At 38.2% G+C, this 13,237-nt stretch carries 14 protein-coding genes and 1 tRNA gene; 5 read left to right on the forward strand and 10 right to left on the reverse strand.

Annotated elements, in window-relative coordinates:
- Positions 1–41: 41 nt before the first annotated feature.
- From DOK79_RS02795 to DOK79_RS02805, 3 genes are all read left to right on the forward strand, one after another.
- The gene (locus DOK79_RS02795) at positions 42–815 is read left to right on the forward strand and encodes a LysM peptidoglycan-binding domain-containing protein (protein WP_206855311.1); all 774 of its coding nucleotides are present in this window, start codon (positions 42–44) and stop codon (positions 813–815) included.
- Positions 816–930: 115 nt separating this feature from the next.
- On the forward strand, positions 931–1,530 hold the full coding sequence (locus DOK79_RS02800) for a DUF4352 domain-containing protein (protein WP_206855309.1): 600 nt from the start codon (positions 931–933) through the stop codon (positions 1,528–1,530).
- Positions 1,531–1,632: 102 nt separating this feature from the next.
- On the forward strand, positions 1,633–2,802 hold the full coding sequence (locus DOK79_RS02805; protein WP_206855306.1) for a tyrosine-type recombinase/integrase: 1,170 nt from the start codon (positions 1,633–1,635) through the stop codon (positions 2,800–2,802).
- A 123-nt stretch (positions 2,803–2,925) separates the two neighbouring features.
- On the opposite strand, the gene DOK79_RS02810 is transcribed toward DOK79_RS02805, so the two are convergent.
- Positions 2,926–2,998 (reverse strand) — tRNA-Thr (locus tag DOK79_RS02810).
- Between the two features lie 120 nt (positions 2,999–3,118).
- Between DOK79_RS02810 and DOK79_RS02815 the strand changes: the two genes are divergently transcribed.
- Positions 3,119–3,361, forward strand: a complete 243-nt coding sequence (locus DOK79_RS02815) for a hypothetical protein (RefSeq protein ID WP_206855304.1) — start codon at positions 3,119–3,121, stop codon at positions 3,359–3,361.
- 92 nt (positions 3,362–3,453) lie between these two features.
- Here the strand turns inward: DOK79_RS02815 and upp are convergent, their stop codons facing one another.
- The 7 genes from upp to DOK79_RS02850 form a co-directional block, all read right to left on the reverse strand.
- Positions 3,454–4,083 carry a uracil phosphoribosyltransferase gene (gene upp / locus DOK79_RS02820; RefSeq protein WP_010736621.1) on the reverse strand — a complete coding sequence of 210 codons (630 nt, stop codon included), beginning with the start codon at positions 4,081–4,083 and terminating at the stop codon, positions 3,454–3,456.
- Between the two features lie 217 nt (positions 4,084–4,300).
- The gene (locus DOK79_RS02825) at positions 4,301–5,242 is read right to left on the reverse strand and encodes an alpha/beta hydrolase (protein ID WP_206855302.1); all 942 of its coding nucleotides are present in this window, start codon (positions 5,240–5,242) and stop codon (positions 4,301–4,303) included.
- Between the two features lie 215 nt (positions 5,243–5,457).
- Positions 5,458–6,702 carry a serine hydroxymethyltransferase gene (gene glyA / locus DOK79_RS02830; RefSeq protein WP_206855301.1) on the reverse strand — a complete coding sequence of 415 codons (1,245 nt, stop codon included), beginning with the start codon at positions 6,700–6,702 and terminating at the stop codon, positions 5,458–5,460.
- Between the two features lie 187 nt (positions 6,703–6,889).
- The gene (locus DOK79_RS02835; protein WP_206855299.1) at positions 6,890–7,915 is read right to left on the reverse strand and encodes an L-threonylcarbamoyladenylate synthase; all 1,026 of its coding nucleotides are present in this window, start codon (positions 7,913–7,915) and stop codon (positions 6,890–6,892) included.
- Positions 7,916–8,107: 192 nt separating this feature from the next.
- The gene (prmC, locus tag DOK79_RS02840) at positions 8,108–8,944 is read right to left on the reverse strand and encodes a peptide chain release factor N(5)-glutamine methyltransferase (RefSeq protein ID WP_206855297.1); all 837 of its coding nucleotides are present in this window, start codon (positions 8,942–8,944) and stop codon (positions 8,108–8,110) included.
- The gene (prfA, locus tag DOK79_RS02845; RefSeq protein WP_206855294.1) at positions 8,937–10,010 is read right to left on the reverse strand and encodes a peptide chain release factor 1; all 1,074 of its coding nucleotides are present in this window, start codon (positions 10,008–10,010) and stop codon (positions 8,937–8,939) included. The genes prmC and prfA overlap by 8 nt, the downstream gene beginning before the upstream one ends.
- Before the next feature lie 2 nt (positions 10,011–10,012).
- Positions 10,013–10,597, reverse strand: a complete 585-nt coding sequence (locus DOK79_RS02850; protein WP_206855292.1) for a thymidine kinase — start codon at positions 10,595–10,597, stop codon at positions 10,013–10,015.
- A 178-nt stretch (positions 10,598–10,775) separates the two neighbouring features.
- Here DOK79_RS02850 and DOK79_RS02855 point away from each other — a divergent pair, with 178 nt between their 5' ends.
- Entirely contained in the window at positions 10,776–11,375 is a 600-nt protein-coding gene (locus DOK79_RS02855) for a class I SAM-dependent methyltransferase (RefSeq protein ID WP_206855291.1), read from the forward strand.
- Positions 11,376–11,508: 133 nt separating this feature from the next.
- Here the strand turns inward: DOK79_RS02855 and DOK79_RS02860 are convergent, their stop codons facing one another.
- Together DOK79_RS02860 and lepB are read right to left on the reverse strand one after the other, a co-directional pair.
- Entirely contained in the window at positions 11,509–12,462 is a 954-nt protein-coding gene (locus DOK79_RS02860) for a peptidylprolyl isomerase (RefSeq protein ID WP_206855289.1), read from the reverse strand.
- A 193-nt stretch (positions 12,463–12,655) separates the two neighbouring features.
- A complete protein-coding gene (gene lepB / locus DOK79_RS02865; RefSeq protein WP_206855288.1) occupies positions 12,656–13,225 on the reverse strand; it encodes a signal peptidase I in 570 nt (189 codons plus the stop codon).
- Positions 13,226–13,237 lie beyond the last annotated feature (12 nt).

Raw genomic sequence — 13,237 nt, forward strand, 5'->3', positions numbered from 1 at the left:
GAAATTTAATACAAATGTATATTAAGAAATGAGGTGAAAAAGTGAAACAAAAAATTTTCAAGCTTATACTTTTAAGCTTCCTTGTATTTTTAGCTAGTTGCAATAACAACTCAAGTTCTGAAGGTAAAAAAGATATAACTAGCACCGATATAAATTCAACTGAATTAAGTTCTAATGTTAGAACGCAACACAGTACTGAAAAAAGCACTGACCAAACCGTAGAGACCACTACTAGCCAGCCTCCAGAACCAACATCCACAAATACGTCACATGGTTCAACAACTTATCAAAACATACTGGATGAATACACTACAAAAATACAAAGCGCTACACCCGGTTTGATTCAGGAATTTAAAAACGAATCTGTAAATAATACTAGTGGCATTGATGGTCTAGCCGCAATCTCAAATAACAAAGTTGAAAAGCTAGCGATAATTTCAAATGAAGGAATCAGCAAAATGTCTGATCTATATTATTTACTTTCCGATGAATATTCAACCTACGAAAGTTGGGCAACAAAACTAACTGATGTTTATACTATTGAGTCACAGAAGATTGTTGGGGAATATCTAGCTTATTTTTCTAATCAAGAAAACAAACAAATTACAAACAGTGCTAATTCCCCGGATTCAGAACCAGCTGATTCTATAAATAAGGAAACACCCTCAGAAACTACAACAATAGTACAAAGTGGTGAAGATCCCAGACAAATTGCAGAACGTGCTGGTATCACTGTTGATCAATTATTTTCACTGAACGGGATAGACCCAAATAATTATCTTCTCTATCCTGGGCAAGAATTGAAAGTTAAATAAGTCCAGTTCACTTCAATTGATATAATCTTAGTTTCAAAAAAATTGACAATGTTATTAACTCCTATGGAGTTTTTAGCTTAGCTTCAAAATATTTTTAGAAAGAAGGAATGGAAAAATGGGAAAGAAAGTAATGGGATCAGACGGAAAGATGTATAAGGTTAAGAAACCTTTTTATCAAAGAGTTTGGTTTTGGTTGATTGCAGTTATAGTAGTTTTCATCGGTGTCGGAACATTGGGTGGTGGAGATAACGAAAGTGGATCAAATGTGAAAAAAGTAGATTCTGAAGAAAAGTCAACTTCAACTGAATCTACAACAGAGGGACAAAAAGAAGAAACATTTAAAATTGGCGACACCGCTAGTATTGATGGTTATGAAATTAAAGTCAATAGCGTGGAGTTCCAAGATGGCAGTGAATATAACAAACCTGCTGAAGGTAAACAGTTTGTAATCATTAATATAACAATTACCAACAATACTGACGAGAAACAATCATTCAATCCTCTAGACTATTCTCTTAATGAAGACGGCGTTTCAAGTTCAACTGGCTTTACTTACGCAGACGGTGTTGACTCTCTAAGTAGCGGCGACTTGGATAAAGGTGCTAGTGTTACAGGTAATCTTGTAGGCGAAGCAAATCCAAACTCGAAATTAAAACTACGTTATCAAGGAAATTTCTTTTTATCTGATCATGAAGTTGATTTTGATTTAAATTAAAAAAACACGCCCCTCACCTTGGACAGTAAGAGCGTGTTCAGCAATAAACATATAGGCTTATTTGCTATGCCTATTGTAGCAAAAATAAGGAGTGGTAACAATATGGCAATTGAAAAAGGTACTGTAGAAAAATTACCAAGCGGTAATTTTAGACTTAGGGTAACCGTGGGTTATAATGAAAATGGTAATCCTATAAGGTTGAATAAAACCATCGATACGAAAAATCGACGTAAAGCTTACATAGAACTCGATTCTTGGATCGAGCAAATAGAAGAACATGGCTATGAAGATATTTCAACAATAACCTTCGAGAATTTTTATGAGAATATGTGGAAAAAAGAAGCTCGGTCTATGCTTGAGCCAAGAACTTTAAGAGAATACTCAGATATTATCGAGAAACGATTTTTGCCATCGCTAAAAACAAAAAAGATGGTGGAAATTAAACCATACCAAATAAAAGAAATTGTTATTGCTGCCAAGTCATTTCGCAAAGATAAAGATTCAATATCCAGAAAGACTAAAAAGCGTTTTTTAAACGCTCTTAGTAGTGTCTTTAATGTTGCTAAAGATCAATATAGGATAATTAATCATAATCCTGTATCAGATGTTAGACTACCTAAAGAGACCTCACTTAAATCTGAAACACCAAAGCCTTATTCTATCGAAGAGGTTAATAAAATGTTCTTAGCATTAGAAGAACATGCTTCAGATAAAACAAAAGCATTAGTATTGACTGCATTTTTTACAGGTGCTCGAGAAGGGGAAATTGCTGCTGTCGAAGAACAGGATTTTGATTTCGCTAATAATACGGTGTGTTTCCATCAGCGTGTTGTTTTAGACGAGAATAAGAAGTATCAGAGAAGAGATGGATTAAAAGCTTCTGATTCGAAGACAATACCAGTCCCTGAAAGCTATATGAATTATATGAAGCAATTTATGTTGCAAAACCAAAACGCTCGTGTAAAACTAGATATCGATCCAGAACACAAGTATATTTTTGGTTCGCCAGAAGGAAGCTTCGAACTACCTACTTCCCTTTACCGAAATTGGAAAAGATTTATCAAACGTGCCCAACTGCGTGATATTCGTTTCCACGACATACGGCATACATCTGCCTCATATTTACTTGCGGATGCGAACATACCTATAAAAGCAGTACAAGAAATATTAGGACATAAAGATTATAGGACAACAATGAACATCTATGGTCACGCTCTCGAAGAATCTAAGCGTGCTGCCAGTGATAGATTTTCAAAATTGTTCAAAGATTGATATGTTATTTATTTATAAAAGTTCAAATTTCCTGCCCACGTCTCTGCCCACGACCTAAAAAATTGAAATAAAAAAAGTTGTCACATCTCGGATAAACCTTGATGTGACAACTTTTTATAGTTATGCCAGCTATAGGGATCGAACCTACGACCTACGCGTTACGAGTGCGTTGCTCTACCAACTGAGCTAAGCTGGCGTTTCCAAATGAAATTATAGTCGTTATGTTAGAAAATGTAAAGAGTAATCTGGAAGTTTTTTCTGCTTTCATGATTTTTTTCAACAAATGTGCTATAATTATAAATGAAAGGCAGGTTTTATGAAAATGGCAACTTTTGGAAAATTTGAGACAAAGGTCGAACCGTCAGAATTTGGAGAAAAATTTACCACTGATACACATGTTACCTTTATGCTTCATGGAAAAACGCAAACCGGAACGATTTCCAAGCAATTGAAAAATTCTGCTGTTGTTGCAATTGATGAAACGAACGAGAATGCCGATTTGATGACCCAAAGTAAAGGTGTCATCATTATCAATTACAAAGATATGCATAAGATTTAGTTTTTCAACCATCCAGCAATTGGATGGTTTTTATTATATAAATGACAAAAAATCTGGGAGGAATCCCAGATTTTTCTTGTCATTGCTTTCTCTTATTTTGTGCCAAACAAACGGTCGCCAGCATCGCCTAAACCAGGAACGATGTAACCTTTGTCGTTTAATTTTTCATCTAATGAAGCAGTATAGATATCAATATCTGGATGTGCTTCTTGCAAGGCTTTAACACCTTCTGGAGCTGCAACAAGGCAAACAAATTTGATGTTTGAAGCGCCACGTGCTTTCAAGGCATCGATTGCCATGATCGCTGAGCCACCTGTCGCTAACATTGGGTCAACTACGAATAATTGGCGTGCATCGATATCTTCTGGCAATTTAACAAAATATTCATGAGGTGCCAATGTTTCTTCGTCTCTGTATAATCCGATATGACCGACTTTAGCCGCTGGGATCAATTCTAAGATTCCGTCAACCATTCCAATACCTGCGCGCAAGATTGGGATAATGGCTACTTTTTTACCAGACAATGTTTTTTGTGTTGTTTCTGTGATTGGTGTTTCGATGACGATATCTTCAAGTGGCATATCACGTGATACTTCATATGCCATCAGCATAGCGATTTCATCAACAACCTCACGGAAAACTTTTGTACCACAATTTTTGTCGCGAATAATCGTTAATTTGTGTTGGATCAATGGATGGTCGATTACTTGAAATTTGCCCATTTTTTTGTCTCCTTTTTCTCTCGTTTCTTTTTAATTGTAAAACAAAATCACTGGCTTGACTAGTATTACCCGTCATTTTTCTAAAGAAAATCGAAGAAATAAAAAAACAAAGGCGTGTTCTTTTAAAAATCACCAATAAATAACAAAAACGCCTGAAAATCAGACGTTTTTTGTTATTTTTTTATTTTATTACTGGGTAAAGATGACAAAAAAACAACTATTTTTTTATCCATTCTGTCGAAAGAGTCATCGCTGCTCGTGTCGCATTTGTTTGATCCATCGCATTCACCATTACAAAATCATGGATGATGCCTTGGAAACGTGCTTGTGTCACTTCAACACCTGCTTCACGAAGCTTTCTAGCATATGCTTCTCCTTCATCTCTTAACACGTCTGCTTCTCCTGTCAAGATCATTGCAGGTGGTAGCCCTGCTAGTTCTTCTTTACTTGCACGTAAAGGAGAGGCTGTGATTTCTGCTCGTTTCTCTTCGTCTGTCGTATATTGATCCCAGAACCATTGCATTCCTTCTTTTGTTAAGAAATAATTTTCTGCAAATTCGTTATAAGAATCGGTATCAAAATTCGCATCAGTTACTGGATAGTATAATAATTGTTTTTTGATTGGTAATCCTTGACGTTGCTTTGCAAGAATCGTCATTACTGTTGCCATATTCCCACCAACGGAATCGCCTGCGACTGTCAGGTTCTCAAGATCCAAGCCTTTCGACTCAGCGAGCTCCGCAAGTTTTTGTAAAATAGCGTAGTTTTGTTCAATGGCAATCGGATATTTTGCTTCTGGTGATCGACTGTACTCAGGAAAAACCACGATCGAGTTCGTTCGAACAGCCAATTCTCGAATCAATTTATCATGTGTCTTGGCACTGCCAAATACCCAACCAGCGCCGTGTATATAAAATATGACAGGTAATTTTTCAACATTTCCTTCAGGACGGATAAAGCGCACATTGATTTGTCCCCATTCATTGGTATCGATTTTCAAATCTTCGATATCCACAGGTAATTTTTCCACAGAGGAGCCTTGAACTTCTTCTAGAAGATCACGTCCTTCTTCTGGAGGTAACTCATAGATTCGCGGGTGCGGTGCATTAGCATCACTAAACTCAATTGCTTCTTTTTCTAATGAAATTCGATCAGTCATACGGATTCCTCCCTAAATTGAATGCAACAAATAAAATTACACCTCATATACTAGAGAGCAACCAAACAAAAGTCAAAAAATCAGATTGAAGAGGTTGTGAAAGAAGCGATCAACACCAAGGCATAAGACAGAAAAAAAGGTGAGCCAATCGAACATCTGCATGTTTGATCGACTCACCTTTTCTGATTTCTAACATCTTTATTGTTTGATACGATTTATTTTTTATATAAAGGGAATTTCTCTGTTAATTCACGTACGCTTGTACGGACTTCTGCTAATTGAGCTTCGTCATCTTTTGCTTGTAGGGCTTTGACGATCAACTCAGCAACTTTTGCTGCATCTTCTTCACGGAAGCCACGAGTAGTGATGGCTGGTGTTCCGATACGGATACCACTTGTTTTGAATGGGCTAAGTGTTTCAAACGGAATCGAGTTTTTATTGACAGTGATATGGACACTATCCAAAATAGCTTCTGCTTCTTTTCCGTTCAATTCTAAATCACGTACATCGATCAAAATCAAATGGTTATCTGTAGCACCTGAGATCACGCGTGTACCGATCGATTGATTGAATACTTTTGCCATCGCTTTTGCATTAGCAATGATCTGTTCGCTGTATTCTTTGAAATCAGGAGTCAATGCTTCTTTGAATGCGGCTGCTTTTCCGGCAATCACATGTTCCAAAGGTCCACCTTGGATTCCTGGGAAAACGGCACTATTGATTTTTTTCGCTAATTCTTCATCGTTAGTCAAAATCATCCCGCCACGAGGTCCTCGTAATGTTTTATGTGTAGTCGTTGTTGTGATATCTGCGTAAGGGATCGGGCTTGGATGCACGCCAGCTGCCACTAGACCTGCAATATGTGCCATATCGACCATCAATTTTGCTCCGACTTCATCGGCGATTTCTCTGAACTTTTCAAAATCGATCGTTCGGCCATATGCACTTGCTCCTGCTACGATCAGCTTTGGTTGGTGTTTTCTAGCTAAGATACGTACAACGTTGTAGTCAATGACTTCTGTTGTTGGATCTACGCCATAAGCCACGAAGTTATAGGTTTTTCCGCTAAAATTGACAGGAGAGCCATGTGTCAAATGTCCACCAGCTGAAAGATCCATTCCGAGGATCGTATCTCCTGGTTCAACTAGAGCAAGGTATGCCGCTGTATTGGCTTGTGAGCCAGAATGTGGTTGGACGTTGACAAATTTCGCATCAAATAATTCTTTTGCGCGATCGATTGCCAGATTCTCAACGATATCCACAAATTCACAGCCACCATAATAGCGACGACCTGGATAACCTTCTGCGTACTTATTCGTCAAAATACTTCCTTGTGCCGCCATCACAGCTTCAGAGACAAAGTTTTCAGAAGCGATCAGTTCCAGATTATATTCTTGTCTTTCCTCTTCTTTTGCGATTGCCGCCCATAGATCAGGGTCAAACGTTTTGTAGTCTACCACAAACAACAACTCCTTTTCATTATGTGTCAACATCTCTAAATTTCAAATGAATGTTCAGTATATTTGACTTTTTTTGATGCTAACCTGCGCTTACTAGTTAAGAATACGAACATTAATTCTCAAATAGCAATTTTAGTTTGTTTCCTAGATTGTATCATAGAATGATTTTGCAGCAATCACTTCTGGATCATTTTTTAAAATAATTTTGTCCTGCGGCTTTTTTCAGCCGATTCATATACGCAATTCCTAGACCTTCTTCAGGTGCGACTTGCACTAAAATCAAATCAAGTGCTAATCGCTCATCGTCCAAGCCACGTAATCCTGCAAATAGTCCTTTTGTGGCAGCTTCTACTGAATCATCGTAATACATGTAAATTGCTGCGACGTCTTTACGGACTTGTTCAGCAATCATCGGTCCAGCTAAAACTCCTGTCCGTAGTCCTTGTTCTTTCGTCCAGGCAATCGCCTCTGACCAATCCTCTTCTTCGACCATCAATACTCGTGTATCTGGTGAGTAATGTTTGTATTTCATTCCAGGAGATTTTGGCGTTTCTGATTCTTTTACTAAATGCCGATCTGTTGCGACTGGACTCTTGACTACTGCTTCTAGCTGTTCTTTCGTGATCGCTCCTGGTCGTAAGATCATTGGTGGTGCAGATGGATCACTTAAATCGATCACTGTCGATTCCACACCGATTCTTGTTGCCCCGTCGTCAATGATTCCTGTGATTTTTCCGTTTAGATCATGAAAGACATGGTCTGCTGTGGTCGGACTTGGTTTCCCTGAAGTATTGGCACTTGGACCTACAAGTGGTACACCTGCTAATTGGATCAATTCTAATGTTTTTTTGTTATCTGGCATACGAAATGCAGCTGTGGATAACCCTCCTGTGACAATCCCCGGTAAACTCCCTTTTTTGATTTGAAAGATCAAAGTCAGTGGTCCTGGCCAGAAGTTTTTCACAATTTGCTCTGTTAGTGGGTGAAAGTTGTCCACAAACTCTTTTACTTGTTCAAACGAAGCCACATGGACGATCAATGGGTTGTCTTGTGGCCGACCTTTCACTGTAAAGACTTGCTTGACTGCTTCTGGTAAAAGAGCATTAGCGCCTAGTCCGTAGACAGTTTCCGTTGGAAAAGCGACTAGATTTCCTGCTGCTAATTCCTTGGCAGCTTCATTCAGTTGTGTTTCATCATATTTTCTTGTTTCCACAGTCTATCCACATCCTCTTTTTTCAAAATCCTTGTTTTATCCCATTTCTTCTTCTAGTTATACACAAATTGTTGATAACTAGTTTGTCAATAGTGGATAAGTATGTTGATAACTAAAATATTCGTTTTCATCCTTATCAAATCAGTGTTTTTTTATTATAAAAAAACAGAAAAAAATTTTTTCATCCACAAATCAATCAGTGACAAAAATCATGCGATCATTGCCTGACAGATCTTTTTTGATCCGTACTTTTTTTGTAGGAAAGGCTTGTTGCATGATTTCTTTGACTGCTTCTCCTTGTTGGAAACCGATCTCTAAAAATAGTTGTCCATCACTGGCTAAGACTTGTGCAGCTTCCTGTGCGATTTTTTGATAGATCGCTAAACCTTCTTCTTCAGCAAATAATGCCATCTTGGGTTCAAAGGTTCGCACGCTTTCATCCATCACTGCCCATTCTGAGCGACTGATGTATGGGGGATTTGAAATGATGACATCAAAGGTTTGATCCATGACAGGTTCTAACGTATTGCCATGATAAAAATCGATGGTCGTTTGTTCATTTTCTGCATTTTCCTTCGCTACAGCTAGTGCTTCTAAAGATAAGTCAATGGCTGAGACGTGCCAGTTCTTTCTTGCGGCTTTTAAACTGATTGCGATTGCTCCTGTCCCTGTACCGATATCTACTACATTTAATGTTTTTTCACTTGTTTCAGCTAAACAAAGTGCAACTAATTCTTCCGTTTCTGGTCGAGGGATTAAGGTTGCTTCCGTGACTTTCAAGCGGTGATCGAAAAATTCAGCATAACCTAATAAATAGTGAGGCGGATAATGTTGCGCTAGTCGTTTCATATCTGCATCGATCATAGCTTGATCCTCGGTTGTGATTGGTTCATTCATCCGCATGAGCCAATCAAGCTTTGTCCACTGCTTCCTTTCGAGAAAGACAAATTGGATATTATAGCCTTCCACGCCTTGTTCTTCTAAAAAAGAAGAAGCCCGTGTGAGGACTTCTCGATAGGTTTTATCCATTTTGCATCTCTTCCAACTTAGATGTTTGATCATACACGATCAATGCGTCAACGATCTCATCTAGTTTTCCAGCTAAAATCTGATCTAATTTTTGGATCGTCAAACCAATACGATGGTCTGTCACACGATTTTGCGGGAAATTATAGGTACGGATACGCTCTGAACGATCGCCAGTTCCTACCGCAGATTTACGATTCGCATCATATTCGCTTTGCGCTTCTTGTTGGATTTTATCATAGACGCGCGCACGTAAGACTTTCATCGCTTTCTCACGGTTTTTCAATTGTGAACGTTCATCTTGCATCGCTACCACGATCCCTGTTGGCAAGTGTGTCAAACGTACCGCAGATGCTGTTTTGTTGACGTGCTGTCCACCAGCTCCAGAAGCATGGTAAATATCGATACGGATATCTTTGTCCGCCAATTCGATTTCTACTTCTTCTGCTTCAGGCATGACGACGACTGTTGCTGTTGATGTATGGATCCGTCCTTGAGATTCTGTTGAAGGTACGCGTTGGACACGATGTGCGCCACTTTCATATTTTAATTTCGAGTAAACATTCTCACCTGAGATCATCATGATGACTTCTTTGTAGCCGCCGATTCCTGTAACACTTGCTTCTAAAACTTCTGTTTTCCAGCCTTGTCCTTCCGCATATCGTTGATACATCGAGAATAGATCGCCAGCAAATAGTGCAGCTTCGTCTCCTCCAGCAGCTCCTCGAATCTCCATGATGATGTTTTTATCATCGTTTGGATCTTTTGGTAATAATAAAATCTTGATTTTTTCTTCTAGCTCTTCTTTTTCTTTTTTCAAATCAGCTAATTCTTCTTTAGCCATCTCTGCCATCTCATCGTCTAACTTTTCACCAAGCAGTTCTTCCGTATCTTTGATACCTTGAACAACTTCTTTGTAACGACGGTAGACTTCAACCGTTTCACGTGTGTTTGCTTCTTCTTTTGACAGCTGCATGAAACGTTTCGTATCTGAAATCACTTCTGGGTCACTCAGTAGTTCCCCAAGCTCTTCGTAACGGTCTTCGATTGATTGTAATTGATCGTACATGCTTAATCTCCTTCTGTGATCATCAATGGATGAAAATAGTGTTTCCGACATACTGGATAGTAGGCTTCGTTTCCGCCGATTTGGACTTGGTCGCCTTCGTATACCGGTGTTCCGTCTATATAGTGTAAATTCATCATTGCTTTTTTATGGCAGAACCAGCAGATCGTTTTCATTTCTTCGATTTTGTCTGCATAAAGCAATAAATACTTCGATCCTTCAAATAATTCATTTCTAAAATCATTTTTTAATCCGAATGCCATCACCGGAATATTTAGTTCATCAACGATTCTCGTGAATGCTAAGACATGTCCTTTTGTTAAGAACTGCGCTTCATCGATCAACACACAGTATGGTGGATGTTCCATCTGCTGGATGACTTCAAATACATCGGTCGTTTCAAAAATAGGGATTGCTTCACGTTTCAGGCCGATTCTGCTTGAAACTACGCCAACGCCATCTCTCGTATCGATTCCGCTGGTCATCAAAACAACCGGTTTATTTTGTTCCTCATAATTATGTGCAACTTTTAAAATTTCGATCGTCTTGCCGCTGTTCATTGCGCCATACTTAAAAAATAGTTGTGCCATGTCCTCATTCACCTTCCAGTTTGTTCCTATGGTATTATACTTGATTTTCAATCATTTTTACAGTGAGAATTTTTGAAAGGGATTTTCTATGGAAGAAATAGCCAAATTTATATTATAGAAAAAGAACTCAGACGCGATTCTTTTGGTATAATCGAATGAAAAATAAAGGAGGGCACTTATGTCCGAAATATTCCACCAAATGGCGAACCACTATGATACCCCCGAACGAATCCAATTAGCAGCCACGATTCGTTCAGCGATTGAAAAAGAATTTTCTGAACAGACTCATGACCAGAAATTGATCGATTACGGTGGAGGAACTGGTCTCGTCACGTTACCTCTTGCCTCACGTTTTAAAGAACTGATCATCATTGATTCAGCCGCAGGAATGTTGGCAATGGCTGACAAAAAAATTAAAGAGACAAATCAAGCAAATGTGCAAACGGTCGAAGTGGAAGCCACAATGGAGTTACCGGAAGAGAAAGCCGATATCCTTCTACTATCTTTAGTCTTGTTGCATATTCCAGAAACGAATGTCATTTTAAAACAGCTTTTTCACATGCTTCAGCCAAGTGGAAAACTTTATATCGTTGACTTCGATAAGAACGAAAACATCCAACATCCAAAAGTCCATAATGGCTTTGACCATGAGGAGTTGAGCGAACAATTAAAACTCGCTGGATTCAACTCAATTTCTATCCAAACATTTCATCACGGAAAAAAACTGTTTATGAAACAAGATGCTTCTTTGTTTTTAGCAATAGCTAACAAAGAATAGGGATTTTTTATTCAGAGGAAAAAACGAAGCATCTCAACAATATGCAAAAAGCCGAAAATATACGAAGCTATTTTCGGCTTTTGTGTATTTATATGTGCGTTCCTAAGTTGAATGTTGTCATCGCGAGGATCAACTAGTTTGACGTTTCTGTTGAAGAATCTGTGGACGCATCGGTTGAATTTCCGCTTGTTGATGGTTCTGTCATTAGCCCACTTAATACATTTTTGAAATCTTCATCTTTGATTTTGACATTTGCTTTTTTCAATTCATTACGCACAACTTCTTGTACGAATGTTGGATCTGCTATTTTTGTCTCTGTTGCTATTTTTTCTAGTTCTTCTTTATATTTCGACATATCATTGCCTTTTTCTTGTTGTTTGATCATTTTCACTAGATAATATTCCGTTGCATTCGTAGAGGAATTGACTGCGGTGATGACATCAGACACTTCCTCATTTTTAAGCTTGAATGCCGCTTGTTTGACTTCCGTCGGCACACTTGTGGACTGCGAATCAAAGGTGATGGTGCCACCATTTTCTTTTGTCGCTTCATCCGTCGATTTTTCTTTCGCTATTTTCGCAAAGTCGCCACCATCATCAAGTGATTTTTTGATTTCCTTGGCGTCATCTTCACTCGTTACTTTGATCAATTGCGCCTCTACTTCTGGGTGGAAGGATTCCCAGGCTGTTTTAAGATCTTCATCGGTCAAATCGACATTTGCTCGTAGACCTGCTTTATAAGCTAATCCTTTTTTTATTTCTTCTTTATAAGTTTCAGTCGTATATCCGGCTAATTTCAATTGAGAATCAAAGGAATCACCGAGTGCTTCTTTACTATCGTTGTATTCTTTTTCCACATCTTCAGCTGAAACTTTGTCGCCATAATTTTCTTCAAAAATTTGGAAAATGATCAAATTTTGGACGGCTGTTTCTGCACCATTTATTTTTTTCAATTGGTCGACCAATTCTTGTTCTGAGATCGTACCCCCTTTATAGGTCACTGCGGCTTGATTTGTCGAATTTGGTGTACATGCAGAAAATAAAACTAATCCTGATGATACGGCTAATACTGAAATAAATTTTTTCATGCGGTCACTCCTATTAACTATTTATAATTACATTGATTCTTTTATTACTTTATATGTATTTTTTGAACAAAATTTGAAGATGAGTCAATCTTATCGAAATTTTAAAATCAGTGTGCATACTAAAAAGAGCGTAGACAAACATCTGAGGGTTATCAATGCCCTAGTCGTTCGTTCCACGCTCTTCTAGATTTTTTTAAATAATGTTGATTCTATTCAATGGCCAATAACGGAAAACGACTTTTCCTTGGATCAAGTCTTCATCGACTAACCCAAACATACGGCTATCTTTTGAAATCAAGCGATTGTCCCCAAGTACCAAGTATTGTCCTTCAGGAACAGTGAATTCGAAATCACTAGTGAATGTTTCAGAATTTTCAGCTTGAGATTGAAAGGCTGAATTATACGAATATTCATCTTGCAGTTTATCTTCTGAAAATTCTTTTTTGTACTCATCTAAATAAGGTTCATCTTGCTTTTCCCCATTGATGTATAGCTGATCATTTTCCATTTTTACCGTATCGCCTGGCATACCAATGATTCGTTTCACGATCATCCGTTCTTCGTCCCCAGGTTCTTTTGTTGTAATGATATCCCAACGATCAAGATCTGAAATTTTTGATGAAATCAAACGTTGTCCGTCATGTAATGTGGGATCCATTGAGTGACCACTGACTGTGACTGGTGTAAAGACATAGACTCTTGCCAAGATGATGGCTGCTAACACAACGATGAGGATGCCCCAATTTTTCAAAAAGTTTTTCACTCTGTACCTCCT

The organism is Enterococcus sp. DIV1094, from assembly GCF_017316305.2.
Lineage (GTDB): Bacteria > Bacillota > Bacilli > Lactobacillales > Enterococcaceae > Enterococcus_B > Enterococcus_B mangumiae.